Source organism: Streptomyces sp. NBC_01515 (assembly GCF_045040345.1).
Classification (GTDB): domain Bacteria; phylum Actinomycetota; class Actinomycetes; order Streptomycetales; family Streptomycetaceae; genus Streptomyces.
Genome location: NZ_CP109416.1, coordinates 11,095,861 through 11,121,469, shown reverse-complemented (window position 1 = coordinate 11,121,469; position 25,609 = coordinate 11,095,861). Strand labels below are relative to the sequence as shown.

Below are 25,609 nucleotides of genomic sequence, written 5' to 3'. Positions count from 1 at the left end.
CAATGGTGTCCATGAGTCCGCACCGTGCGGCAGCCACCGCGGACACCACCCCGGGGAAGGCAGCCCCGCAGCCCCTCGGGTTCGACGCCGCGTGGGCGCATCCGCTCCTGGGCCGGCTGCTGCGCGATCAGAGCCGCAGGCAGCGGCTGGACCGCCAACATCCGTGGCTGCTCGACACCGCTGTAGTACTGATCGTCGTGGCGGTGAGTCTGCCCGACCTGTTCTGGGGCAACGGTGCCTCGCCCTTCGGGGACACGGACGCACGGGACGAGCTGCCCTCCGCCGTACCGTTCGCCGTCAGCGCCGCACTCGCCATCCCGCTGTGGTGGCGCCGCAGGTCCCCTGCCGTCACGTACTTCGTGATCGCGGCGGTGTCGCTCGTCCAGTGGTCACTCGGCCTCTGGCTGCCAGCGGGGATCGGGGCGCTCATCGCCCTCTACACCCTGGCACGGAGCGGTTCCCTGCGGGTTCTGGGCTGGGCCGCGGCACTAACCGTCATCGAACTGCTACTGACCGTCTTCGTCCTTGTGCCGATCGAACATCCACTGCTGGCCGGCTTCTTCCTCCTCGGCACGGCGACTGCAGCCATCGCCGTCGGCCTGACCCTGCGGATCCGTCAGATGTACCTGTCGGCGCTGGAGGACCGCGCCAAGCGCCTGGAGATCGAGCAGGACCAACGCCTCCGGCTCACCGCCGCAGCCGAACGCTCCAGGGTCGCCCGCGAGATGCACGACATCGTCGGCCACAACCTCTCCGTCATGGTCAGCCTGGCCGACGGCGCCGCGACCCTCGCCGCCAACCGGGGCGAACAGTCCACCGAGGCCCTGCGAATCCTCGGCGACACAGGCCGCCAGGCCATGAGCGAACTGCGACGCGTGCTGGGCGTCCTGCGTGAAGAGCAGAACAGTGAACGGATGCTCAGCCCGCAGCCTGACATCGGGGATCTCGACGCACTCCTGACGCGGGTACGCGCGGCGGGTCTGACGGTGACCTACCGGACCGTCGGAGACCTCGGCTCCCTGAGCAGCGGCGTACAGCTCACCGTCTACCGCATTGTCCAGGAATCGCTGACCAACACGCTCAAGCACACGGGGACGGGCACATCCGCCGAAGTCACCATCGCCGTTGAGGCGGGCCAGGTGCGGATCCAGGTCGCTGACACTGGTCTACCGCCAGGGGCGCCTCCGCGAGCAAAGCCCGTATCCCAGAACAACGACCCCGGTCACGGCCTTGTCGGCATCCGCCAGCGGTCCGCCATGTACGGCGGCACCGTGATCATCGGGCCGCGCGACACCGGCCACGGCTGGCTCGTGGACGTCGTGCTCGACGTACCCTCAGCAACCGCCCCGCCTGCACCCGGAGAACAGCTGCCATGACCACCGTGCTGATCGCCGACGACCAACCCCTCCAGCGCATGGGCGTCCGCATGCTCATCGAGGGCACCCCGGGCCTGACGCTGGTCGGAGAGGCCGAGCACGGCGCCGAAGCCGTCCGCCTGACCGCGCAGTTGCGCCCCGACGTCGTCCTCATGGACATCCGGATGCCCGGCATGGACGGCATCGAGGCCACCCGCCGCATCATCGCCACCGGCGGCCGCACCAGCGTCCTCATCGTCACCACCTTCGACCTCGACGAATACGCCTACGAAGGTCTCCGGGCCGGAGCCAGCGGCTTCCTGCTCAAGGACGCCCGCCCCGAAGAACTCGTGGCCGGCATCCAGTCGGTGGCGAGCGGCGACGCCGTCGTGGCCCCGAGCCTGACCCGACGCCTGCTGAACGCCTACGCCCACCAGGTACTCGCTCCGGTCAATGCCCCCGTGGCTGAGGATCCCCGACTGCGGACCCTCAGCGACCGCGAACGAGAGGTCCTCGTCGCCATCGGTCACGGCTGGACCAACACAGAGATCGCCGAACGACTCGTCCTCACCGAGTCCACCGTCAAGAAACATGTCGGACGCGTCCTGGCCAAAATCGGGGCGCGCGATCGCATCCAGGCCGTGATCACGGCGTATGACGCCGGTCTGGTCAAGACGAGGCCATAGCCCCGGTGCGCCAGGCACACGCCTGGCGCACCCAATCTCCACGTCTTACGGCTCCGACGGGCCACCCTGAGCACTCAGTGATTCCTAATGCCGTCTGTCAAGCCGCGTGAGCGGTGGGCGGCACGGCATTAGGAATCACTGACCCGATCCCGCCAGTCACGAATACCGAAATCCACATCTCGTGCGTGACCGGCGCCATCGAAGGGTTCACCGCCGTGGCCGCGAAGGACGGCCACGCCTTCGGCGAGGGCAACGTGTCCATGGCGGGCAACTACTTCCCCAGGCCGACGGCAAGGACGACCGCCACCCGCTGCCTACCGGGCCCGACAAGGTGCTGATGGACTCCACCACCGCCGACCAGGGCGGACACCGTCCGGCTGGCCATCGACGGACCGGTGTGCTGCACAAGAAACTCGTCGGCATCTTCCGCACCGACAACACCTCCGGCTCCGGCGGCACCGCGGTGTTCTTCGACAACGCCATCGCGCAGAAACTGTTGGTGAAGCCGGGTCAACAAGATGCTGGCGGAATTCCTGCCCCGGCTGACGCCTTACTCGATCACCGACCCGGCACGCCTGCGCACCGCAGTCGAGCAGACCAGAGTGTCCGGGCTCGCCTACGAGGAGCAGGAAGCGGCCCTCGGCGTCAGTTGCATCGCCTCGCCCGTCTTCGACGGAGCTACAGTCGTGGCCGCCCTGTCCGTTGCCGTGCCGCTGGCCCGGTTCCACCCGGCCCAGCTGGCACCTGCTGTGCGCACGGCGGCCCTCGGTCTGTCACGGGTGCTGCGCTCCGGCAGGAACGTGTGAGAACGCTCGGGGTTCGCTTCCTTCCGGCCATCGGCATCAAGCGGAGCGAGTCGGGCCGGAAAGTGACCGCCCGACCGGTGAAGTCGGCGCGGTTCGCTTCCGCCGTCGTGGTGACCGAGCGCAACCGCAGGCCCTCCTGAATGTTCCGCAAGAGTACGGGCTCTTCAAGGGCAGGGACGGGCAACGCCCGTACGGCAGGGGACAAGACACCTTCGGTGACACGGACATCCTTTAAGGCGATCCGGTTACCGGTGGCCGCCGACACCCTGGCGTCCACGCTCACGTCGCCGGCGAGCGGCAGGCCGCTCCGCACGTTGACCCGGTCTTCTCCGTCGCCTCGGGAGATGCCGACGTCGAGCGCGTCCGAAAGATCTTCGTACGACAGGTACGCGGTCGCCTCGACGCTGCCTGCGTCGGCTTCGTCGGCGCTTCCCGACACTTTCAACTCGTCGAGGTCCACGGTCAGCTTGGTGACCGGCAGGGACCGGATCGTCCCTTGCGCGGGTGGGTCGTGGGCCGTGATGTCGACGTGTCGCGGAGTGCCTTCCGCCAACTGGGTCAGGACGGGAAGGCCGGTGACATGCACGGCAGGCCGCTCGGACGTTCCCATGCCCTCCTGGAAGGCCTGGACAGTGCGGCCCTCCACGCGGTCTGCGGCTCCGTGGTCCACGGCGACGGCACCCATCAGCAGCGCTGCCAGTGACACGGCGACCAGTATCCGGCTCCGCGTCGTCGGGTAGGCGCGATGGCAGCTGCCTTGTCCGAGTGCCAAGTCCGCCCCTCGGGAACCACGTCTTGCTGTGATCGGTGCATGGCTCTCCCGCGTCGAGGTGCCGCTCCGGCGCAGGGTTCTCCGCGCGCCCACCGCGGACGGCGGCGTGAGGTCTGTCAGTCGTCGGCGATGCCGGAGCCGCTGAGCGCGGGCACGGTGTTCTCCGGACGGGCCAGGGAGCGGGCGCCGGCCCGGAACTGGGCGAGCTTTTCGACGATGGTCTGTCCGACCGGGAGGTGGCCCCAGACGCTGATGCCCTGGTGGGTGCTGGGCTCCCATGTCGCTTCGTCGATGAGGACGGGATTCCAGCCGACTTCCCACTCGAATCCGGACGGGGTGCGGGCGTAGTAGGAGAGTTCACGGTCGTTGGTGTGCTGGCCGACGGACAGAGCCATGTCGAAGCCGAGTTCGTGTACGCGCCGGTAGCTCTGGGCGACGTCGTCGAGGGTGGCCGTCTGGATGTTGAGGTGCTGGACACGGGTGGGGACCGGGTCGATCGGCAGGCCGCGGGTGGCCGCCACAGCGATGGAGTGGTGACGTTCGTTGACCCGCAGGAAACGGATCTTGAGCTTGACACCGCTGATGGTCTCGTCGATGTAGTCGGTCAGGCGGGCGTCGAAGACAGTGTTGAAGTAGCCGCGGATCTGCGTCGGCCTGGTGGAGGTCAGTGCGACGTGGCCCATGCCGGAGTCGCCAGTGACGAAGCCGGAGGCGAGCATGCGCAGGGGCTCGGCAGACTTCACCGGGCTGGTGTAGATCTCCTGGGTCATGCCTTTGGGGCCGGGGAAGCGCAGCAGGCGTTCGACGCCTCGCAGGGCGGCTTCTTCGTCGGTGCCGACGGCGAGGGGTACACCGTGGGCGCGGACGCGGGCCTCGATCTGCTCGAAGGTGGCGTGGTCGTCGAGGTGCCAGCCGATGGCGACGACGTCCTCGGCGGGACCGCGGCGCAGCAGGAAGCGACACTCCTGGTCGTCGAGGCGGAAGCGCATCAGCTCGGGGGTGAGGGCATCGTGGTGCATGCCGATGGCGTCGGTGCCGAAGCGGCGCCAGTCGGTGAAGCGGTTGGTCTCGATGACGACGTAACCGAGGTGGACGGCGCCGAAGACGGACGGGGCGTCGTGCCCGTCATGCGCGGTCATCGCCGGCCTGCCAGGAAGTCGGCGCACAGGCGGTTGAACAGTTCGGCGCGTTCGAACTGCACCCAGTGGCCGGTGTTGGCGACCTGGTACAGATCGCAGTCGGGCAGCCGCTCGGCCAGCAGGCGTCCGCCGGAGGGCCGGTTGACCTGGTCCTTGGCACCCCACAGCACCAGGGTGGGCACGGGCAGTCGGCGCAGGCGTGGGTCGCGGGTGAAATCCATCTTCCACAGGGTCCGCAGCACGCCTGGACCGGAGGGACGCCTGAGGGGTGGTGCCGCGACGACCTCGGGGTCGATGCTGGCCCGGTAGCGCTCGTCAATGGCGGAGTCGGGGACGTCGGCGGCGTTGAAGACCAGGTAGTTGCGGATGAACCTCTCCAGCTTCAGCCGGGACGGCCCGTCACCGGTGTAGTAGTTCAGCAGGTTGTTCAGCCCCGCTGTGGGCACGGCGCGGGTGGTACCGACACCTCCGGGCCCCATCAGCACCATGCGGTCGACCCGGTCGGGGGTGTCCAGCGCCAGGCGCAGGGCGCAGGCCCCGCCGTAGGAATTGCCGACCAGGTGGGCCTTGTCCAGGCCGAGTTCGTCCAGCAGTCCGCGGATACCGTCGGCGAGATGGCCGAAGGGGTCGGTTGGGTCAACGCCCTTGGTGCTGCGGCCGTAGCCGGGCAGGTCGGGCACGATGACCCGGTACTCCTTGGCCAGGTCGGCGATGTTGCGGGCGTAGTTGGAGACACCGGAGGCGCCGGGGCCGCCGCCGTGCAGCAGCAGCACCGGCGGGCCGTCGCCCGTCTCCGCGACGAAGATCTTCCTTCCGGCTGTGTCGTACGTCGTCTCCTGGAGCGTCGGCAAACCGGTCGGTGTCGTCATGTCGTACCTCACTGGGCGGTGGTCGCGGTCGGGCGAGGGGTGGCGGCCGGAGCGAAGCCGGTCGGTGGAGGGGGAAGCGGGCTGCCGGTTGGCGCGGCGGCGTAGACGTAGGCGTCGGGGCGCAGAGCGAGGCAGGCCACGCGGCGGGCGGTCATCCAGGGCAGTAGGACGCCGTCGCTGTCGACGAGCGTGCCCTCGGCCGGCCGGGAGCCGGCCGGTGTGACGGTCAGCGAGGGCACTCCCAGCCGGTCCCAACCCGGCTGGGAGACAGCCGTACGGGCTTGCAGGAGCAGCCAGCGTCCGCCGAGGGCATCGTCGAGACGCAGACGGGTGCCGTCCGGCCCGGTCACCCAGGGCTGGGGTACCTGGTGGCCGGACGCCTTGGTGCGGGGGCGGGCCTGGAGGCCGTCCGCGTAGTGGGCGACGGGTATCCAGTGGGAGTCCTGCAGCCAGTCGCCGAAGCCCGGCACTCGGTCGAGGGCCCGCAGGGCGCGGTCGCGGACGCGAGCGACCGCCGGACGGCGTTCGGTGATGATGCGGCCGACGAACACCGCACGCTTGGTGATCTCCTTGACGTGCGGTTTGCGTTCGGTCTCGTAGCTGTCGAGGACCCCTTCGGGCAGTTCGCCGCGCAGCACGGCGCCGAGTTTCCAGCAGAGGTTGGCGACGTCGCGCACTCCGGCGGCCATGCCCTGGCCGATCCACGGCGGCATGGCGTGGGCGGCGTCGCCGGCGAGGAAGACCCGGCCGGCACGGAAGCGGGAGGCGAGGCGGACGTGGTGGCTGTAGACGGTGGCCCGCACGACCTCGACGCTGTCCCGGCTGATCCCGTAGTGCGCGACCAGCCGGTACACGGCGTCTTGGGTGGTCAGCTGCTTCTCGTCGTCACCGGGGAGGATGGGGAACTCCCAGCGGTGGTGACCGAGCGGGGTCGGGCAGTCCACGGCGGGGCGGGCCGGATCGCAGTGAAAGCGCAGTCTGTCGTGGTCGGGCCAGGGCTTGAGCATCCTGGTGTCGATGACCACCCAGCGGTCCTCGTACGTCGTGCCCTCGTAGCCGATGTTGAGCTGGGCGCGGGTGAGGCTGGAGCCGCCGTCGGCCGCGATGACGTAGGTGGCACGCAGCCGGTGGACGGTGTCGTCGTCCGTACCGACGAGCGTCAGCTCCACGCCGGCGGCGTCCTGGTGCAGGCGCAGGCACTCGTGCCCCAGCAGCACCCGCACGTTCGGGTAGCCGTCGACGCCGTCCCGCAGGACCTGCTCCAGCACCGGCTGGTAGATGAACATCTGCGGCGGATGGCCGTGGCCGCGCGGTGTGGGCCGCGCGCTGAGGAAGGGGCGGCCGTGCGCGTCGACGAAGTCGACGGGCCGCTCGGTCAGCATGTCCTGCTTGAGCCGTTCGGCCAGGCCCGCGTGCTGCCAGATCCGCATGACCTCCTCGTCGGTGGAGATGGCCCGGGCGCGCGAGAAGATCTCGGCGTCGCGATCGAGGGCGACGACCTTCAGCCCCATCGCGCCCAGCAGGTTCGCTGCCGTCACTCCTGTGGGTCCGTAGCCGATCACTGCCACGTCGTACGTGTCGTCCCCGGCCGGTATCTCTTCCACCAGGCCACCTCGCTGTCGTTCTGTCGCGGCTCTTGGCTTCATGTAGCGTTCACTCCAATTGGAATGAATGCTACGGTAATCCTGGCGCCGGACACGGTCAAGGGCCGGCGCGACAGGAGGGAAGACCCCATGACCAGGCCCCAGGCGACACGCAAGAAGCGCGCGAACGGCGTGGAGTCGCGGCAGCGCATCCTCGACGCCACGGTGGAGATCGCGGGCGAACGGGGGTACGAGGGCACGTCCATCGCAGCCGTTAGCGCCAAGTGCGGGCTGCCCGCCAGCTCGATCTACTGGCACTTCAAGGACAAGGACGACTTGATCGCTGCGGTCATCGAGCGCAGCTTCGATACCTGGCTTGCCGCGGTCGAGCTGCCGGTGGAGGAAGCGGGCACATCCCTGCAAAGAGTCACCGTCATGGCCGCGAACGTGGCGAAGTCACTGATCGACGCACCCGACTTCCTGCGCCTCGGCCTCATGCTCGCCCTGGAGCGGCGGCCCGACGAGCCCCGGGGGCGGACCGTTTTCCTCCAGGTCAGGAAGACCGCTCGCCAGAAGATGATCGAGATCACCCAGACCCTCTTCCCGGAACTGGACGAGGGCGCGCTCCATACGCTGGCCGCGTATGCCGTGGCAGGGGCGGACGGCCTGTTCGTGCTTCGGGAGATCGACGGGGACACCGTCGACCTGGTGGCGATGTTCGAGCTGCACGCCCAGCTGGTGCATGAGGCGGCACTCCGCATGGCGACGGGGGGCACGCAGTGAGCGCGACTGCCGGGCAGCGGGAAGCAGCGGGCAGGCTGCTCCGTGAGGCTGAGCAACACGTAACGCCGATCGATCCGCTGACGGCCCTACTGCCCGCTCTGGACCTCGCCGACGCCTACGCCGTCCAGCAGGACAACGTCACACAACGTCTCGCAGCCGGCGCCCGCCTGGTCGGATACAAAGTGGAACCGACCTCCGCCGCGATGCACACGCGCCCCGGCATCGACGAGCCCGCCTACGGCCATCTGCTGGACGACACGCTCCATCGCGACGGCGGCACTGTGCGTACGGCCCGGTACTGCAGTCCGCGCGTCCAGCCCGAGATCTGTTTTCGACTAGCCCGGCCGCTGCGCGGGCCCGGTGTCCGCGCCCTGGACGTGCTGACGGCCACCGAAGCGGTCGCACCCGTACTGGAGATCGTCGATAGCCGGGTCCGGGACTGGCGGATCACCCTGGCCGACACCGTGGCCGACAACGTCGGCTCCGCGGGACTGGTCTGCGGAGCCTGGACGCCCTTCGAACGCGCCCCCGATCTCGCCGCGGTCACCGTCGACCTGTTCCTCGATGGCGAGCACGTCGCGACGGGCAGCGGAGAGACCGTACTGGGGCATCCGGCCGCCGCAGTCGCGTGGCTGGCCAACACCCTCGCCGCTCACGGCGCGCAGTTGGAGGCCGGGAACGTAGTCCTGTCCGGCGCCATGACCATCGCTCCCTTCGTAAAGGCCGGCCAGAAAGCCGAGGCACGCTTCAGGGTGCTGGGCCCGGTGTCGATGTCCTTCGTCTGAATCTCGGCCGACCGCATGACTTGTTTCCGCGTCCGGCAGCAGCACGGCACGAGATCCCCTGTCTCGGTCCTCCGCTCCGACGGGCACTTCGCATTCATTCCCTCCACACCACCGCTTACTGCTTCTGCGCGCCACACCGGAGCCGTTGGCGTTTCCGACGACGACAACGCCCTACCCTGCTCCCGACGCCGACCGGCGGCGCGGAGCGGCAAGCAGCGTGCAGCGAAGAGCACGTCGACGAAGCCGTAGTCCGCGCACGCTCACGAAAGGCCGCTCAATGACCCTCTCGGCACAGCGCATCGACGTCCATCAGCACATCGTGCCCGCGTTCTACCGCGACGAGCTCACCAAGGCGGGTATCGGAGAGGCCGGCGGCCGGCCCCTGCCCAACTGGTCTGCCGAGTCGGCGCTGGAGCTGATGGACCTGCTGGGTACCCGCACGGCCATCCTGTCCGTCTCCACACCGGGGGCCGGTTTCCTTGCCGACCAGGAGACGGCCACCGATCTGGCGCGCCGCCTCAATGACCATTCGGCGGCCTTGACCAGCGACCGTCCCGGCCGCTTCGGCTTCTTCGCCACCCTTCCCATGCCGGACGCCGCCGACTCCGCCGCCGAGGCCGTTCGGGCACTGGACGACCTGCGGGCGGACGGCGTCACGCTGCTCGCCAACAACCGGGGCACCTACCTCGGCACCGACGGCCAGGAACCTCTGTGGCGTGCCCTGGACGAGCGCGGTGCCGTGGCATTCGTCCATCCCGCCGAACTGCCCGCTCCCCCGGTCGACGGCATCCCGCCCTTCGCCGCCGACTTCCTCCTCGACACCACTCGGGCCGCCTACCTGCTCGTCCGTAACGGCATCGTCCGGCGCTACCCGGGCGTCCGGTTCATCCTCAGCCACGCCGGCGGCTTCGTCCCGTACGCCTCCCACCGTATGGCCGTCACCATCGCCAACGACACAGGGCGCAGCCCACTGGACGTACTGGACGACTTCCGCTCCCTCTACTTCGACACCGCCCTGTCCTCCAGCCCCGCCGCTCTGCCCACCCTGCTCGCCTTCGCCCGCCCCGGGCATGTCCTGTTCGGCAGCGACTGGCCCTTCGCCCCCACCCCCGCCGGCCAGTACTTCACCAACGGCCTCGACGCCTTCCTCCAGCCCAGCCCGCTCAAGGCGGTCAACCACACCAACGCCGAGGCGCTCTTCCCCCGTCTGTCCTCCGGCGCTCCCGCACCGGTCCCGGTCCGGCCGGCCGCGATACGCCTGCGGCAGACCGCCCAGCGCGCCGCCGCCCGCTTCGTCTTCAAACTCGTCCAGCCCGGCACCAACTGAAACAGGACACCATGTCTGCAACCCCAGTCCCCGACCCCGGCACCGACCCCATGATCGATCGAGACGAGGACGGCGAAGTCGCGGTCGCGACCGGCCGGGCCGGCCACCAGGGCGTGCTGGTCGCCATGTGTCTGTCCCTGGTCCTGGTCGTCGCGTCCGTCTCCGCCCTCAACCTGGCCCTGCCCGACCTCTCCATCGACCTGTCTGCGTCCAACACCTCGCTGACCTGGATCGCCGACGGCTACACCGTCGCCCTTGCCGCCCTCGTCCTCCCGCTCGGCGCGATCGGCGACCGGATCGGCCGCCGTCATATCCTCGTCGCGGGCACCGTGGTCTTCGGAGCGGCCTCGCTGGCCGCCTCCTTCGCCGACTCCACCACCACGCTGATCGTGTGGCGGGTCGTCATGGGCCTGGGCGCGGCGATGATCATGCCAGGCACCCTGTCGACCATCACGGCCGCCTTCCCCGCGCGACAACGCGCCAAGGGTGTGGCCGTCTGGTCCGGGTTCGCCGCCGCCGGCGCCATCCTCGGTATGCTCGCGGCGGGCGCCCTGCTGGAGTGGTTCTCCTGGCGCTCGCTATTCGTTGCGAGTGCCGTCGTCGCCCTGTTCGCAGGCCTCGCCGCCGTCGCCCTGGCGCCTAACACCAAGGACGAGCACCCCTCCCCACCCGACGTGCCCGGAGCGGTGTCCACCGCATTGGGCATCGGCACACTGGTCTTCGCCATCATCGAGGGCAACGAACAGGGCTGGAGCGAACCCGCCGTGATCGGCGCCCTGGCCGTCACCGTGCTGGCGTTCGCCACCTACGCCTGGCTCGGTCTCCGGCACGAACATCCGCTGCTCGACCCCGCCCTGTTCGGCATCCCCGGATTCCGCGCCGGCGTCATCACCGTACTCGTGCAGTTCATGGCCGTCTTCGGCTTCTTCTTCGTCGGCCTGCAGTATCTACAGCTCATCCTCGGCTACAGCCCCCTCAAGGCGGCCATCGCCCTCATCCCCGTCGCCGTGGTCGTCCTGCCCACCTCCCAAGCCACCCCTCACCTGGTACGCCGCCTGGGCATGAAGGCCGTCATGGCGACGGGACTCCTTCTCCTCGCAGCCGGTCTGCTCGTGATCGCCCGGCTCGACGTCGGCTCCGGCTACCTGCCCTTCCTCGGCGGGCTCGTCCTGGCCGGGTTCGGCATCGGACTGTCCGGCGCGGTGGGCACCTCGGCCATCACCGGCTCGCTCGGCCGGGGCCAGCAGGGCGTTGCCTCCGCCATGAACGACACCACCCGTGAGGTCGGCTCGGCCGTCGGCATCGCCCTCATGGGCTCCATCTACGGCAGCCACTACCGCTCCAACCTCCCCGGCACCGTCGACCGCCTCCCCGCCCACACCGCCGAATCGGTACGCGACTCGGCCGCCGCCGGCCTGAACGTCGCCGAACACCTCGGTGCGCGGGGCCCCGCCCTGGCCGACGGCGTCAAGTCCGCTTTCATGGACGGACTGTCCGCCTCCTTGATCGCCGTCGGCGTCATCGTCCTCGCCGCCGCGATCGGATGCCTGTTCCGCGCCCCGAAAACACCGCCTTCCTCGGACTGAGCACCCCCTGACACTTCACAAGACCCCGGGCCTGCTCGCCTTGCCGGCGGACCACACCGCCGGCGGAGTGAATGTCGTGGCCGGCCACGTCCCCACCGGCAGAGCAACCAGTGCGCCGGACAGCGGGATGACGTCGTACTGAGCTCATGCCACGCACACGAAACAAGACTGTCCGCCGGCGGCCCCGCGCACAGAGGCGCAGGGGAACATATGTCGCCGACCTCATCGCCCGCATCCGACTACACCTTCCCGACCTGTGGAAAGTCCGCCCGCTTGACAGGCGACCGATAACGGCAACACTGTAACCGATATGAACATCTGGCCCGAACCCCAGTCCGGCTCACTGTTCGCAGCCATCGGAGACCTGGAAGTCCGCTACGCACCCACCGGACACAGGCCCACGGCCGTGCCGCTGCACGGCAGTGCCTCGTGCCTGCACCACTTCGAAGGGGTGACGGCCCTGCTGCCGTCGTCCTACGACGTCGGCCGTCCCGGCGGCTGCATCGGCCACGTCGCGACCGAGGGCTTTCTCACCAGCACCCGCACCGCAGTCCATGCGATGACGGCTGCCGCAGGGTGCCGCGCCGTGTCAGAAGCCTCGCTCACGACAGGAACCGTCGGATGAGCCGCGTACTGCTGCGTGGCGCGCGCGTTGTCACCATGGCGCCGGGCCAGCCCGACGCCGAGCGCGTCGACGTCCTTGTCGACGGCGAGCGTGTCGCCGCGATCGGCGAGAACCTGGACGCGCCGGACGCCGAAATCGTCGACCTCACCGGCCGTGTAATCATCCCCGGCCTGGTAAACGCCCATCTGCACACCTGGCAGACCGGACTACGTGCCGTGGGCGTCGACTGGACGCTCATGGAGTACCTCACCCACCTGCACGGGGGCGTCGTGCGGCACTACACGCCCGACGACATGTACGTCAGCAATCTCGCCGGCGCGCTGAACCAGATCAACTGCGGTACCACCACGCTCGGCGACTGGTGCCACAACAGCCTGACGGCCCAGCACGCCGACGCCGCCGTCGAAGGGCTCGTGCGGGCCGGTATCCGTGCCGTCTTCCTGCACGGCACCCCCTACCGGGATCCGGACCTGCCCCATCCGCTCGCCGAGATCGACCGCCTGCTGGACGGGCCCGTCCGCGACCATGCCCTCCTCACTCTCGGCATGGCCGTCCAAGGACCGCAGTACTCTTCCCCCGACACCGCGGTGGCCGACTTCCGGGCCGCAACCGAACGTGATCTTGTCGTATCCCTCCACCAGAGCGGCGGGGAGCTCGCGCCCGGCTGGGACGCCCTACGCACCGCCGGGCTGTTCAGCCCCCGCACCAACGTCGTGCACGGTTCCGACCTGCCCGACAACTGGGTCAGGTCGCTCGTCGAGGCTGGCGTCACCTTCACCAGTACACCCGAGAACGAACTGGGCCAGGGCCACGGCACCCCCGTCACCGGCTCCCTGCTGCGCCTCGGCGCCGCCCCCTCTCTCGGCACCGACATCGACACCGTCGTACCCGGCCAGGTCCTCACCGCCGCCCGTATCGCCCTCGCCCACCAGCGCGGCCTGGATCACGCCCGCCACCGGAAGAACACCGGCACACACGCCAAGGCGCCGTCGGTCACCGCCAAGCAGGCCCTGGCGTGGGCCACCGTGGAAGGAGCAAAGGCACTCGGCCTGGCCGACCAGGTCGGCCGCATCGAGCCGGGCATGCAGGCCGACCTGGTCGCCGTCGACACCCGTGCCCTCAACCTGTGGCCCGCCCACAACCCGATCGCCGCTGCCCTGCACTCCGACATCGCGAACATCGAAGCCGTCATGGTCGCCGGCCGCTGGCGCAAACGCGACCACACCCTGCTCGACTGCGGCCTCGCCGAGATCAAGGACCGGCTGCTGGACTCGGGCGAGCGGCTCCTCCACTCGATGGACGCTACGTGAGAACGCGCACCCGACTGACCGCGACACTCGGGCGCCCACCCGGCAGCAAGCGCCCACGCCGACCGGCCGTACCCCGGGGTGCGGCGTTCTGGCTGGTGGCCCTGGCCTTCGCAGTGACGATGCTGGGCACCACCCTGCCGACCCCGCTGTACACGCTCTACCAGCATCGGCTGGGCTTCTCGACCCTCATGAGCACAGTGATCTTCGCCGCGTACGCGGTGGGGGTCCTGACCGCTCTGGTGCTGTTCGGACGGGTCTCGGACGTCATCGGACGGCGGCGCTCGCTGCTGCCCGGACTCGTGTTCGCCATACTCAGCGCGCTGATGTTCCTGGCTGCGGACAGCTTGCCCCTGCTGATCACCGGCCGCGTGCTCTCGGGTCTGTCCGCGGGCATCTTCACCGGCACCGCGACCGCCACACTGGTCGACCTGGCCGACGAGGACGCGGGGGAACGTGCCACCCTGGTGGCCACGGTGGCGAACATGGGTGGTCTGGGAGCGGGACCGCTTTTGTCCGGGCTGCTCGCCCAATTCGCCCCGGCTCCACTGCGGTTGCCGTTCGAGGTACACCTAGGGATGCTCGCCGTGGCCGCGGCAGGCGTATGGCTGATGCCGGAGCCGGTCGAGGTCACCGGGCGGCTGCGGCTGTGCTTGACCCGCCCGAGAGTGCCCGAACAGGTACGGGCCACCTTCCTACGGGCGTCGATCGCCGGTTTCGCCGGCTTCTCGGTGCTCGGGCTGTTCACGGCGGTCGCACCGTCGTTCCTGGGGAAGTTGCTCCACCTGCCCGATCCCGCGCTGTCGGGTTCCGTGGTCTGCACGGTGTTCGCCGCCTCGGCCATCGGTCAGATCACGCTCGTACGACCACTGGGCCGAGCGGCCCTGCCCGCCGGGTGCGGTCTACTGATCGCGGGCATGGCCCTGCTGATCGCGGGACTCGCCGCCGGATCGCTGGTGCTCCTGCTGGGCGCCGCCGTGACGGCCGGACTGGGACAGGGGGTGAGCTTCCGCGCGGGACTGGCCGCGATCAACGCCGAAGCGCCCAGTGGGCAGCGGGCGGAGGTCGCCTCCACGTACTTCACAGTGCTCTACGTCGCGATCTCCGTGCCCGTGGTGGGCGTCGGGCTTGCAGCCGACGCGGTGGGGCTTCGAACTGCCGGGATCAGCTTCGGCGTGGCGGTGACCCTGTTGGCCATAAGCGCGCTGGTGGCACTACGTCGGGGACGACGTGAACACTGAAGGACGGGGCGCTGACCGCGCCGGCACGGGCAGCCGCCTCGAACGCCACTGTTCGCGTCAGCTGCCGACAGTCGACAGCCGGTCACGTTCGATCCACTCGAACATCAGCTGGAGCACCTGGGGCAGCCGGGAAACAGCACAGTGTCCGGTGTCGGGAAGCAGATGTACTTCCGTGTCCCGACGGCCACCGAAGACAAGGGTGTCCTCCTGAGGAACGTGGACGTCGTCGGCGCCGTTGATCACGAGCATTGGCACGTTGGCGTCGAGGTCGATCAGCGGGCGCAGGTCGAAAGAGGGCCAGCTCTGGGCCAGTTCCGCAGGAGTCGGTTCGTGGTCGAACCCCAATGCGTTGCCGACGATGCCGTCCATGCCGAAGGCGAAGGTCCGGCCTGGGGCGAAGGCCGCCTCGACGGGACCGCCGATGACGATCGCCGCGTCGACGTCACCGGCCAGACCCGAGCAGGCCGAGAAGTGCCCGCCCATGGATATGCCCAGATGCAGGACGCGCCCATTGCCCAGCACTCGAGCCTCGGCCGCCAGTACGCGCACGAGATCGGCGCCGTCCTCCGAGTTCAGGGGGCCCGGGCATTCACCGGTGCCAGGTATGTCGAAGGCCAGCACGCCCATGCCGGTGCGCAGGACGATGGCCTCGAAGAGCGCGTGGAAGTCCATTTTCCAGGTGTCCACTCCCCCACTGGCGAGCAGGATCGGGGTGTCACCGGACCAGCCCCGCGGGGTGAGCAGGTGCACGGGCAGGACGGTGACCCCCTCCACTTGGGCCACTTGGGGCACGTCGACCATACGGCGCTCGAACGCAACCTCGAGGCCGGGAGCGGCAAGCAGGTACTGCTCGAGCTGCCGCTCCAGGGCGGTGCGCTTCGCATCGTCGGCCAGTGCGGGGAATTTCGCCCACCCGTAGGCGAGCGCCGCGAGTCGGTGCCGGCCGCGCTCGGCGTGCCCGGCGGCCAGCCGTGCCCACTCGTACGCCCATCCGCCCGGCCGGTCGGGCCACATTTCGGCGACCGCCAATCGGACCGAGTCGACATCCTCGACCGACAGGCCGCCGCTCACCATTTGCCGGTATCGCTCGACGAACAGTTCCTCGGGAGCGACCTTCCACCGGTAGGGCATACGCGCACACCTACTTCCCATTGCCTTAACGCAAGACATCTGCTTTAAGCACCGTAATCAGCCTGGATAATTAACGCAAGAAACTTGAGTTACCCTGCTCAGGTGAGCGACCATCATGAGATTCAGCGCCGTACCGGAGGCCGTTCGGCACGCGTCCGGGTGGCGGTGCTGGATGCGGCCCTGGCCCTGCTGGCGGAACACGGGGCCGAGAAGCTGAGCATCGCCGACGTGGCGGCCCGCGCAGATGTGCACGAGACCTCGATCTACCGCCGGTGGAGGACGCGGGAAGGCCTGATCGTGGCTGCCCTCCTGGCCCACAGCGAGCAGGCGCTCCCGGTACCCGACACCGGATCCCTGCGCGCCGATCTGACCGCGTACGCCACATCCATGGTCCGGATGGTGAACTCGCCGCTCGGTGCGACTCTGATCCGCGCGATGGCGGCCACGGACGACAGCCCCGATCTCGCGCGGCTGCGCGATGAGTTCTGGAACACGCGGCTGGACTCGGCCGGCGTCGTGATCGACCGCGCCGTCGCGCGCGGTGAATTGGTGACAGCCCCTGACGCACATCTCGTGTTCGAGGTACTCCTCGCGCCGGTCCACTTCCAGGTACTGCTCACCCGTCGGCCGGTCGACGGCCAGTACATGGAGCGGATCGTCGACCTTTTGATGAACGGGCTGGTGAACGGGGGCGGGTAGCCATTCCGCGCTCGCTCGGCCGGCAACCTGCACCGAGCGCTCCTTGTGGTGCCCATGCGCGGCGAGACGTCCGTGGCCTGGACGATCTCGGGCAGACGGCACGTCGGCGGTCATCGGAATGACGTGCCGACGGACCGACCGTCCGGAGGCTGCACGGGGAGAACGAGACGGAAGGTGCACCCCTTGCCCGGCGCGGTGTCGAGCTCCAGTCGGCCGCCATGGCCCTCGGCGATCACGGCGGCGATGGAGAGGCCCAGGCCGCTGCCACCGTGGGCACGGGAGCGGGAGGTGTCGACACGGTAGAAGCGCTCGAAGACGTGCTCGGCGTTCCGAGCGGCCAGTCCGGGCCCTTCGTCCGCTACTTCGACGACGGCGACGGGCGTGCCGGGCGGCAGGGGTGGCGACGCGCTGATGCGTCCCGGGCGATCCGCTCCGCAGGTGTCCGCGCTGACCCGGGTCTCGCCCACCCTGACATGGACCGGAGTGCCGGACGGGGTGTGCAGGCGGGCGTTGGAGAGCAGGTTCTCGACGATCTGTCTGAGCCGGTGGGGATCGCCGCTGGCTTCGACCACGTCCAGTTCACCGCTGCCCACCGGGCCCGGCAGCGGGCCCAGGTCGACCGGATGGCCCGCCCCATGCAGGGCGGCGGTCCCAACGGCGTCCGCCGCCAGGGAGAGCAGGTCCACCGGGTCGCTCGCGTACGACGGTTCTCTGTCCAACTGGGCGAGGAGTTGGAGGTCGTCCACGAGGAGGCCCATGCGCTCCGCGTTCTGTGCGATGAGCTGATAGGCCTCGCTCTGTTCGTCGGCCGACAGGCGTTCACGGCGCAGTGTGAGCTGTGCGTAGCCCTGGATGGCGGTGAGCGGAGTGCGCAGTTCGTGTCCGGCGTCGGCGACGAACCGCCGCATGCGCGCTTCGGACGCCTCCCGCTCCCCGAGCGCCTGGCGCAGCCGCTCCAGCATGGAGTTCAGAACCCGGCCGAGCCGCCCGATCTCGGTCCGCGGATCGGTGTCGGGGAGCCGCAGATCGAGCTGCCCCGCGCTGATGCGCTCGGCGGTGCGCTCCATGCGGGTCAGCGGGAGCAGGCCGAGCCGTACGACCCAGCGGCCCAGTGCGAGCAGAGCGGCGACTGTGATGACGAGCAGCACGGCGTTGAGCCAGAGGATCTTGGAGGTGGCGCCGTCGACCGTATCCAGCGGCAGCGCCACCACGGCGTGCATGTCGCCAGGACCGGAGCTCAGCAACACCCGCCACCGGTTGCCGCCGCTGACGGCATCCACGGTCGCCGGGTGACCGTCCCGCAGACCGAGCCCCGCCACAGAATCCGCGATCCGCGGCCCCGGCGTGTCATCGGCACCGAGCGACGCGTCCGTACGGAGACCGGAGGCATCGTAGAAATAGACGCGGAAGTCCGAGGGCAGGACGCCGAGCCGTCCGCTGGGAATACCCCCTTTACTCGCGTCGAAGTAAGCAGGGGCAGGAGGGTGGAAGTCGGCGAGCTGCTGGTCGACGCGGTCCAGCAGCCACGAGCGAAGCACCGTGAAGCCGAAGACCTGGGAGACGATGACCGCGACCGTCGCCAGCGCGGTGGCGCCCAGGATCAGGCGCCGACGCAGGGATGCGGGCGGTCGGGGAAGCAACGGTTTCACTGGTCCGCCGCCTCGCCCGCCCCGCGTGGCAGCCGCAGGCAGTAGCCGACTCCGCGCACCGTATGGATAAGCGGCGGTTCGAAGCAGTCGATCTTCTTGCGCAGGTACCTGACGTACGTCTCGACGATGCGGGCGTCCCCGGAGAAGTCGTAGCTCCATACGTGATCGAGGATCTGGGCCCTGCTCAGCACCCGGCCCGGGTTGGCCATCAGATAGGCAAGGAGCTTGAACTCGGTCGGCGACAGCGGAACGTAGCGCCCTGCGCGGTGCACCTCGTGCGCCCCCTCGTCGAGTTCGAGGTCCGCGTAGCCCAGCACAGTCTCCGGAAGGAGGAGTTCCGTTCCCTGGGCAGCAGTGCGGCGCAGGATGGCCTCGATACGCAGCAGCACCTCCTCGATGTTGAACGGCTTCGTCACGTAGTCGTCGCCGCCTGAGCTCAGGCCCTTGATCCGGTCGTCGACGTCGATACGGGCGGTCAGGAACAGCACGGGTACGCCGTTCCCGGCCGCCCGCAGCCGTTGTGTGACCTCGAAGCCGTCCAGGTCGGGGAGCATCACATCGAGCAGCACCAGGTGCGGTTCCCGCCGTTCGATCTCGACGAGGGCGGACCGACCATCCTCCGCTCCGCTCACCTCGTATCCAGTGAGACGGAGGGTGGACTCCAACAGGGTGCGGATACTGGGTTCGTCCTCGACCACGAGGAGCCTGTACCGCTGCCTGTCAGAGGGCTGCTCGTTCATCGTGTTGTGCGGTCCGTTCTGTCGCTGTTCACCGTGCGGCGCAGTCGTACAGCACGGTGCTGCCGCCGAAGAGCGCCGCACTGCCGGCGTTCTGCTGAGACGTGGTGCTGCCTCCGTAGGCCGACGCGGACACCTTGGTGCAGTTTTTGGAGATCCAGTCGGAGCGCTGCTTGCTCGGGCCTTCCGACGTACCGCCCGGGAACTGCATCGCGCCTCCGCTGGAGTCGTCCGATCCCAGGATGTACCGCAGCTCGCCGTCCTTGGTCCACTTCTTGAGCTGGATGACCGACGGCGCGTCGTCGGAACCGAGGAAGCCGCCCATGCCGATCACCGTCTCGTCACTGTTCAGGATGAACGCGTTGGTGGCGTTGGCCCCGCCCGACACAGCGAGCTTGATCCGCGCCTTCCGAGCGTGCTTCACGGCGTAGTCGAGGATCTTGCGCTGGTCGGAAGTGAGCTCCGAGCCGCCGGAGCCAGCGAGTCCGCTCCGGCTCCCGCCGGAGCCGCCCGGGAAGGACGGCAACTCCTCACTGCCGGAAGCCGAGCCGGAACCACCGGACACGCCTGGCATGCCACTGGGGAAACCACTCGGCAGACCACCCTCACCGGAGCCGGGCATGCCGGAGGGCATTCCCGAGGGAAGCCCGCCCTGTGCCGAACCGGTGTCTCCACCGGGGAAGCCCTGCATGTCCGACGGCATCCCGGAGGGCAGGCCCGATGACCCCTGGCCTCCGCCAGAGCCCTGGCTCGGTATACCGCCGCCTCCAAAGCCCAGTGCGGTCGCCGGACCGGCTGACGGATTGGTACCACCCAGCAGATTCGACGAACCCGAGGAGGCCGGCTCGCTCATCGCCCACGCTCCTGGCACCACCAGCATCGACACCACCGCAGCCGCCGCCCCCACCAGGAGAAGCCGTCCACTGCGCCGGGCCACCAGGAGCGCGATCGCCGCGCAGCCGGTCAGCAGCACTGGCCAGACCAGCCACCCGTTCCAGTCCGGACTACGTCGGACGAGAACCAGCGCCCAGCCGACCGTCACCGTCACGGCCGCCACGCCGGCCCAGGGAGCCCACGACAGTCCAGCCCGGTGGACACGGATCAGGGCTGCGAGCATCCCACCGCACAGTGCGGCGATCGCCGGAGCCAACTGGGTGGTGTAGTAGGGGTGGAAGATGCCCTTCTGCGTGGAGAACACCGCCACGCACACGATCAGCCATGACCCCCACAGCAGCCATCCCGAGTCGGGCAGCACACCGGACGGAGCCAGTCGCCCACGGCGGCGCAGCACCGCGCATCCAGCCCCGAGAACCAGAGCCACGGCGCAGGCCGGCAGCAACCAGCTGATCTGCCCGCCGATCTGTGTGTTGAACATCCGACCGAGCCCGGCCTCACCACCGAAGCTGCCGCTCATACCGGGCATCGTCTGCGACGAGCCTCCGCTGGAGCCGAAGATCCGGCCGAACCCGTTGTAGCCGATCACCAGGTCCCATGCCGAGCCGTCCGTGCTGCCGCCGATGTAAGGCCGCTCCCCCGGCCACAGCGCAACCATGGCGACCCACCACAGCGATGACGCCACCAGGACGGCCCCCGCGGCAAGCAACCGCCCTACGCGGGGAGCCCAGGCACCGCTTCCCGCCACGAGCCAGGCAAGGGCGAACGAGGGGACCACCATCCAGGCGGCCAGCATTTTGGTGAGGAACCCGCACCCGATCAGGACCCCGCTCGCGCACAGCCACCAGGTCGCCGCCCGGCCCTCGGCCCGCAGAGCGCGGGTGAGCGCGTACGCCGCCGACACCAGCAACAGGACGAGCAGCGTGTCCGGGTTGTTGTCCCGGTTGATGGCCACGGTAATGGGGGTGAGGGTGAGCACGAGGGCCGCGAGCAGCGCGGCTCCCTCCCCCGCCCATCGGCGCACGGTGCGGTGGAGTACGAACACCGTCGCCACGCCTTCGATCATCTGCGGGAGGATCAGGGCCCATCCGTGCAGCCCGAAGATCTTGCTGCTGACGACCTGGGGCCACAGCGCGGCAGGCGGCTTGTCGACGGTGACGACTCCGGCCGGGTCGTAGGCGCCGAAGAGGAAGTTGGTCCAGCTCTTCCCCATCGACTTCACCGCCGCGGAGTAGTAGCCGTTGCCCCAGTCCAACGACCCTAGCGCCCAGCCGTACAACGCGGTCGCCAGCAACAGGATCGCGCCGAGCGCGGCCGGTGCGGCCCAGGCAGGCAGGGAGCGGGCAGGGGGATCCGAGGGACCGCTGGGGACCGACGCCACCGACTGGATCCGGTATGACTCGTTCATGGAAGGAAATCAGCTCTCGTCAGACGTCGTGGTGGCGGGGCTTGGGTCCGGCGGCCGTGCTACGGAAGACGGCCAGCCTCAGCACGGCGAAGCGGACGCCGGTGACCGCGACGGACGCGATGGCCAACACCGCGGTTTCAGCAGCCGCCGAGGCGCCGGGATCGGCGTGTTTGAACCACAGCACGGCGCCGGAGGTGACCAGGTAGCCGAGCACGAACAGGCCGCCCGCGCCCAGGTGGGCCCGCGCGGGCCGGGCGTCCGCGTGCCGGAACGTGAGGCGGCGGTTCGCCTCGGTGTTCAGCACCGTCAGCACCAGCAGCGACATCAGGTTGGCGACCGCCGGCTGCCACCAGCCGCGCAGCAGCCAGTACAGCAGTGCCTGCCCGACGGTGGAGGCGACACCGATCGCGATGAAGCAGCCCACCTCCCACGACAGCACGCCGCGCCTCGTGGGCGATGCCAGGACGGCGTCCGGGTGCTCGGCGGCCGGTGCGGGGCGGCGAGGCAGGTCGACGCGAGCGGCGCCGGACGCCTTCAACCGCGCCATCCGCCACAGCCCCTTGAGGTCGTCGGTGGCCGTACCCACCACGTCCACTCGGGTGTCGACGTCCTCCACCCAGTCGACCGGCACCTCGTGGACGCGCAGCCCGTTGTGCTCGGCGAGCAACAACAGTTCGGTGTCGAAGAACCAGGCGTCGTCACGGGTGACCTTCAGCAAAGGCCGCAGCACCTCCGTACGGGCGGCCTTGAATCCGCACTGGGCGTCGGTGAAACGCACCCCATGGGTGAGCCGGATGATCCCGTTGTAGCAGCGGGATATGAACTCGCGACGCGGCCCGCGCACGGTGCGTGCACCCGGTGCCAGCCGGCTGCCGATCGCGATGTCCGAGTGCCCGGTGGCCAGCGGGGCGACGAGCGGCAGCAGCCCGTCGAGGCCGGTGGACAGGTCCACGTCCATGTAGGCCACGACGTCAGCGTCGCTGCAACCCCACACAACGCGCAGGGCGAGGCCCCGGCCCTTGCGGTCCAGGTGCACGACATCGACGCCGGGCAGTTCTTCCGCCAAGCCGTGAGCCACGGCAAGCGTCGCGTCCGTACTGGCGTTGTCGGCGACCGTGATGCGCCAGGGGAACGGGAACTCCTCGGCCAACCGGGCGTGCAGGGTACGCAGGCAGCCGGGCAAGGCCCGTTCCTCGTTGTAGACCGGGACGACGATCTCCACGGTCGCCGTGCCGGAGTCGGCGCGCGCGGGCCCTCTCGGAGGCTGGAAGGCGACGGTCCGGCCGGGCGGGTGGGTGAGACCCGTGCTGTGGGGGGTGGGCGACATGGTTTCCTCAGACGAGAAGGGACACGAGGGGGGCGACTCCATTGCCTTGATCGCGAACAGGTCATGACTCTCACCCACGCGCCTGGGAGACCTAGGAGAGGAAAGCGAGAACTGACGGAGAGTCAGATATTCATGGCCTGATAACAGCGCCATCCCCGGGAGTCACCATCGCGGCCTGCACTTGCCGCTCCCCCGCCGTCACGCATGGTCAGCCGCACCCCACGGCACGGAGCCCGACAACCAGCGGCTGATCTCTTCCTTCTGATCGTTGCTCTGCAGGTGGCGCGGCGGACTGGCGGAGGTGGCGCAGGGGCGACAGTGGATGACGACCGGCTCCTCCTTGGCCATGGCTTCGACGAACGGGCGGGCCTCGCCACCCATCGGCTGTCCCGACATGCGCCCGATCACCGGCATCGTGACGTCGATCACGAGGTCGCGGCCCCGTTCGATCACCGCGTCGGCGTACACCTGCACACAGGCGCACGGCCAGCGCCCATCGAGGACACAGCGGCCGACTTCGCCATCGCGCTGGACGACGCACCGCTTGCCGCGCCCAGCCATCGCGGACACGAGCAACTCATCGTCATCAGCGGGGATGCAGAACACGACCGACATGGCCGGACCGTCGTGTCGACGCCGATGGCCGAATGCGCACGTGCGGTGCGTGCGCACGAGCTCCCACCGCTCCGACAGGAGCATGTCGCGGTCACCGAGGGCCGTAAACGGCTCCGAAGCGAGGGGTAGCAGCATCGCGCGTCGCTTCCCGTGCCTCTTGGCTCGAATGAGTCGAGTTTCTTGGAGTAAATGAATTCAGATTTTTCGGATACAACATATCCATTACAATTTGGCGCGTCAAGATCGATTCACCGACACCGGCGCGTCTCCCGGATCTGCCGCATCTCCCGCAGCGGTCTCCGTCGCATACGTCAGGAGAAGCTCGAAGCCCTCACCGGGCCGGGTGTCGAGTACAGGGGATCAAGACCTCACGTTCCGCCGGGCAGAGCCAGAGCCGAGCCGCACCACACGCCCAGGCCAGCCACATCACCGCCTTCCGCTGCGACCACTACCGCGACACGACACCGAGGTCCGGCCGCGGTTCGCGCTGTCCTTCCGAGCCATACAACGCCTGCCTTCTCAGCCATCTCCCACGGATCTCCCGCGAAACGGTCAGCAGGGGCTGCCAGGCTCTGCGCCACTTCGGTGCCGGTCACCTCTCATGAACGAGGGCTGTCATGCGGCGCCTCACTGCGCACTGACCCGTCAGGAGCCGTTCGCCATGGCCACGAGCCGGTCTCCTGTCTTCGGAGGAACAATCTGATGCCCGCTTCGTCTTCGCCGACACCCCGACCGTCCGGTGGGGTCGGACGCCACGCCCTCGAAGGCGGGCTCGCTGTCACCGCCGCGGTAATGGTGATGTCCGCCTGCGGGGCCATCGCGTCGCTCGCGCTTGGAGCCCAGGAAAGTACCCCGTTGTCCCGACTGGCCCCGGCGTTGGTAAGTATGGCCGTCGGCGGCCGCATCAGTCTCGCGTCCGGCTCGGCCGGCAACGGCACAGGTCAGGCCGGGGCACTGGGCGACTCGTCCAGCGGCGGTCTCACCCTCGAACTGGGAGGCCAGGTGTCGGCGGTGCCACTGACCCTGACGTTCCTGGGAACAGTGGTCCTCGCGGTCGGCTTCTTCCGGCCTCTGCACCGCCGACGCAGACCGACGCCAGACCGGCTGTGGGCCCGATGCGGCGGGGCGCTGGCCGCAACCCTGCTCCTCTTCACGGCCTCGGCGGCACTAGGCCGCGGCACGGTGCATGTCCCCGAAGGCTTGACGCAGAGCATGGGGACGGGGGCCGGGGGGTCTGGCGGTGGCATACCCGGAGGTTCGGGCACCAGCGGCGGCATTCCGATGGGCAGTCTGACCTCAGTGGGCTTCCAGACCGACGTCGCGTCCACCGCCTTCTTCGCATTTCTGTGGGTGGTCCTCATTCTCGGGATCGGGTGCCTGGCAGCCCGGCGTACGATGCTGCCTCGTCCTCTCGCCCTCAGCCGCCTGCGTCGGAAGTGGCATCCCGTCACATCCGTGCTCGCCGGGACCTTCACCGCACTGTGCTGCATCCCCCTGGCCTTGGGTGCCCTGGCCGCAGGGGCCGCGCTGATCGGCCCGCCCCAGGCGGCCAAGGCGGCGGGCGCGCTGCTACTGGTCGGCCCCAACCTGCTGGCCGTGGCGCTCACCTCCGGCCTGGGCTCCTCCTGGCAGGGAGCAATACAGCAACAACAGGGCGAAGGCAGCGGCATGATGGGCGCGCTCGGCGGCGACGCCAGCAGTGATTCCGGAGCAGGATCGGCCGCGGCAGGCGGATTCGGGGGCACTGGAACACCTCTGGGAGGCGGCGGCGTGGACCGCTCCATCGACGTCGGCGGCTGGTCCGGAGCCGGGCTGCCGTTCTGGCTGATCAGCCTGATCAGCCTGCTGTGCCTCTTGACATTCACGGGCTACCTGACAGCAATCCGTACACCGGTGCGTACGGCACGCACGGAAGCCGACGCGCTGCTGGGTCGCCACGTGGAGCTCGCTCTTCGCACCGGGGCCGCGGTCGCCGCCACGACGCTGTTGCTGTGCCTGGCGGCGCAGGGATCGGTGCGGATCGACATGAGCGCCATGGGCAGCGAGATGGGAGGCATTACGGCCGGGCTCGACTCATCGGTCCTCCTGTCCGGATTCACCGGATTCGCGCTGGCCGCCGTATGTGCGTACACCGGTAGCCGCCTGCAGACGCTGCGTTCCGCTCGCCGCACGCCGGCCCAACCGACCACACGCACGGCCAAGCGCACGGGCCGGGCTGTCGCCCACCGCGCTCCCTGACGCAGGCCCGTCGACTCCCCCGGCTTCCCTACCGCCCTTGGCCGTGG

Annotated in this window: 23 protein-coding genes and 1 pseudogene; 14 read left to right on the top strand and 10 right to left on the bottom strand. The window is 69.3% G+C overall.

Annotation, left to right across the window (positions count from 1 at the left end; translation table 11 throughout):
• Positions 1 to 11: 11 nt before the first annotated feature.
• From OG407_RS49175 to OG407_RS49160, 4 genes and pseudogenes are all read left to right on the top strand, one after another.
• Positions 12 to 1,376 (top strand): histidine kinase, encoded by a 1,365-nt coding sequence (locus OG407_RS49175; protein ID WP_329351995.1) that lies wholly within the window; start codon positions 12 to 14, stop codon positions 1,374 to 1,376.
• On the top strand, positions 1,373 to 2,041 hold the full coding sequence (locus OG407_RS49170; RefSeq protein WP_329351994.1) for a response regulator transcription factor: 669 nt from the start codon (positions 1,373 to 1,375) through the stop codon (positions 2,039 to 2,041). The genes OG407_RS49175 and OG407_RS49170 overlap by 4 nt, the downstream gene beginning before the upstream one ends.
• Before the next feature lie 185 nt (positions 2,042 to 2,226).
• On the top strand, positions 2,227 to 2,379 hold the full coding sequence (locus OG407_RS49165; protein WP_329351993.1) for a hypothetical protein: 153 nt from the start codon (positions 2,227 to 2,229) through the stop codon (positions 2,377 to 2,379).
• Positions 2,380 to 2,562: 183 nt separating this feature from the next.
• Positions 2,563 to 2,835 (top strand): annotated as a pseudogene (locus OG407_RS49160) (IclR family transcriptional regulator C-terminal domain-containing protein); the annotation flags it as partial.
• Here OG407_RS49160 and OG407_RS49155 read toward each other — a convergent pair.
• Complete coding sequence (locus OG407_RS49155; protein ID WP_405868974.1) at positions 2,720 to 3,457, bottom strand: DUF2993 domain-containing protein; 738 nt, start codon at positions 3,455 to 3,457, stop codon at positions 2,720 to 2,722. The pseudogene OG407_RS49160 and the gene OG407_RS49155 sit on opposite strands and share 116 nt — an antisense overlap.
• Here OG407_RS49155 and OG407_RS49150 point away from each other — a divergent pair.
• Positions 3,377 to 3,550: a hypothetical protein gene (locus OG407_RS49150; protein ID WP_405869014.1), complete on the top strand. Its 174-nt coding sequence runs from the start codon at positions 3,377 to 3,379 to the stop codon at positions 3,548 to 3,550. The two genes, OG407_RS49155 and OG407_RS49150, sit on opposite strands and share 81 nt — an antisense overlap.
• Positions 3,551 to 3,735: 185 nt before the next feature.
• Here OG407_RS49150 and OG407_RS49145 read toward each other — a convergent pair whose 3' ends face one another.
• The 3 genes from OG407_RS49145 to OG407_RS49135 are packed head-to-tail and all read right to left on the bottom strand — an operon-like array spanning position 3,736 to position 7,231.
• The gene (locus tag OG407_RS49145) at positions 3,736 to 4,758 is read right to left on the bottom strand and encodes a VOC family protein (protein WP_329351992.1); all 1,023 of its coding nucleotides are present in this window, start codon (positions 4,756 to 4,758) and stop codon (positions 3,736 to 3,738) included.
• Entirely contained in the window at positions 4,755 to 5,627 is an 873-nt protein-coding gene (locus OG407_RS49140; protein ID WP_329353668.1) for an alpha/beta hydrolase, read from the bottom strand. Before OG407_RS49140 ends, OG407_RS49145 begins: the two co-directional genes overlap by 4 nt.
• An 8-nt stretch (positions 5,628 to 5,635) precedes the next feature.
• Positions 5,636 to 7,231 (bottom strand): bifunctional 3-(3-hydroxy-phenyl)propionate/3-hydroxycinnamic acid hydroxylase, encoded by a 1,596-nt coding sequence (locus tag OG407_RS49135; protein ID WP_405867930.1) that lies wholly within the window; start codon positions 7,229 to 7,231, stop codon positions 5,636 to 5,638.
• 129 nt (positions 7,232 to 7,360) lie between these two features.
• Here OG407_RS49135 and OG407_RS49130 point away from each other — a divergent pair, with 129 nt between their 5' ends.
• The 7 genes from OG407_RS49130 to OG407_RS49100 all read left to right on the top strand — a co-directional run bounded on the left by OG407_RS49130 (position 7,361) and on the right by OG407_RS49100 (position 14,864).
• Entirely contained in the window at positions 7,361 to 7,993 is a 633-nt protein-coding gene (locus tag OG407_RS49130) for a TetR/AcrR family transcriptional regulator (protein WP_329351991.1), read from the top strand.
• Positions 7,990 to 8,778 (top strand): 2-keto-4-pentenoate hydratase, encoded by a 789-nt coding sequence (locus tag OG407_RS49125; protein ID WP_405867928.1) that lies wholly within the window; start codon positions 7,990 to 7,992, stop codon positions 8,776 to 8,778. The genes OG407_RS49130 and OG407_RS49125 overlap by 4 nt, the downstream gene beginning before the upstream one ends.
• A gap of 277 nt (positions 8,779 to 9,055) precedes the next feature.
• Positions 9,056 to 10,105 carry an amidohydrolase family protein gene (locus OG407_RS49120; protein WP_329351989.1) on the top strand — a complete coding sequence of 350 codons (1,050 nt, stop codon included), beginning with the start codon at positions 9,056 to 9,058 and terminating at the stop codon, positions 10,103 to 10,105.
• 11 nt (positions 10,106 to 10,116) lie between these two features.
• On the top strand, positions 10,117 to 11,691 hold the full coding sequence (locus OG407_RS49115; protein ID WP_329351988.1) for an MFS transporter: 1,575 nt from the start codon (positions 10,117 to 10,119) through the stop codon (positions 11,689 to 11,691).
• A gap of 310 nt (positions 11,692 to 12,001) precedes the next feature.
• The gene (locus OG407_RS49110) at positions 12,002 to 12,316 is read left to right on the top strand and encodes a hypothetical protein (protein ID WP_405867925.1); all 315 of its coding nucleotides are present in this window, start codon (positions 12,002 to 12,004) and stop codon (positions 12,314 to 12,316) included.
• On the top strand, positions 12,313 to 13,626 hold the full coding sequence (locus OG407_RS49105; protein ID WP_329351986.1) for an amidohydrolase family protein: 1,314 nt from the start codon (positions 12,313 to 12,315) through the stop codon (positions 13,624 to 13,626). The genes OG407_RS49110 and OG407_RS49105 overlap by 4 nt, the downstream gene beginning before the upstream one ends.
• Positions 13,623 to 14,864: an MFS transporter gene (locus OG407_RS49100; RefSeq protein ID WP_405867923.1), complete on the top strand. Its 1,242-nt coding sequence runs from the start codon at positions 13,623 to 13,625 to the stop codon at positions 14,862 to 14,864. The genes OG407_RS49105 and OG407_RS49100 overlap by 4 nt, the downstream gene beginning before the upstream one ends.
• A 57-nt stretch (positions 14,865 to 14,921) precedes the next feature.
• On the opposite strand, the gene OG407_RS49095 is transcribed toward OG407_RS49100, so the two are convergent.
• Positions 14,922 to 15,995, bottom strand: a complete 1,074-nt coding sequence (locus tag OG407_RS49095) for an alpha/beta hydrolase family protein (RefSeq protein WP_329351984.1) — start codon at positions 15,993 to 15,995, stop codon at positions 14,922 to 14,924.
• Between the two features lie 102 nt (positions 15,996 to 16,097).
• Here OG407_RS49095 and OG407_RS49090 point away from each other — a divergent pair, with 102 nt between their 5' ends.
• Positions 16,098 to 16,694, top strand: a complete 597-nt coding sequence (locus OG407_RS49090; protein ID WP_329351983.1) for a TetR/AcrR family transcriptional regulator — start codon at positions 16,098 to 16,100, stop codon at positions 16,692 to 16,694.
• Between the two features lie 110 nt (positions 16,695 to 16,804).
• Here the strand turns inward: OG407_RS49090 and OG407_RS49085 are convergent, their stop codons facing one another.
• From OG407_RS49085 to OG407_RS49065, 5 genes are all read right to left on the bottom strand, one after another.
• Positions 16,805 to 18,343, bottom strand: coding sequence for a HAMP domain-containing sensor histidine kinase (locus OG407_RS49085; protein ID WP_329351982.1), 1,539 nt, complete (start codon positions 18,341 to 18,343; stop codon positions 16,805 to 16,807).
• Complete coding sequence (locus OG407_RS49080) at positions 18,340 to 19,083, bottom strand: response regulator transcription factor (protein ID WP_329351981.1); 744 nt, start codon at positions 19,081 to 19,083, stop codon at positions 18,340 to 18,342. Before OG407_RS49080 ends, OG407_RS49085 begins: the two co-directional genes overlap by 4 nt.
• Positions 19,084 to 19,111: 28 nt before the next feature.
• On the bottom strand, positions 19,112 to 21,382 hold the full coding sequence (locus OG407_RS49075; protein ID WP_329351980.1) for a glycosyltransferase family 39 protein: 2,271 nt from the start codon (positions 21,380 to 21,382) through the stop codon (positions 19,112 to 19,114).
• A gap of 19 nt (positions 21,383 to 21,401) precedes the next feature.
• Positions 21,402 to 22,709: a bifunctional glycosyltransferase family 2/GtrA family protein gene (locus tag OG407_RS49070; protein ID WP_329351979.1), complete on the bottom strand. Its 1,308-nt coding sequence runs from the start codon at positions 22,707 to 22,709 to the stop codon at positions 21,402 to 21,404.
• Between the two features lie 198 nt (positions 22,710 to 22,907).
• Complete coding sequence (locus tag OG407_RS49065) at positions 22,908 to 23,324, bottom strand: hypothetical protein (protein ID WP_405867919.1); 417 nt, start codon at positions 23,322 to 23,324, stop codon at positions 22,908 to 22,910.
• A 702-nt stretch (positions 23,325 to 24,026) separates the two neighbouring features.
• On the opposite strand from OG407_RS49065, the gene OG407_RS49060 reads away from it, so the two are divergent.
• Complete coding sequence (locus OG407_RS49060) at positions 24,027 to 25,562, top strand: streptophobe family protein (protein ID WP_405867917.1); 1,536 nt, start codon at positions 24,027 to 24,029, stop codon at positions 25,560 to 25,562.
• Positions 25,563 to 25,609 lie beyond the last annotated feature (47 nt).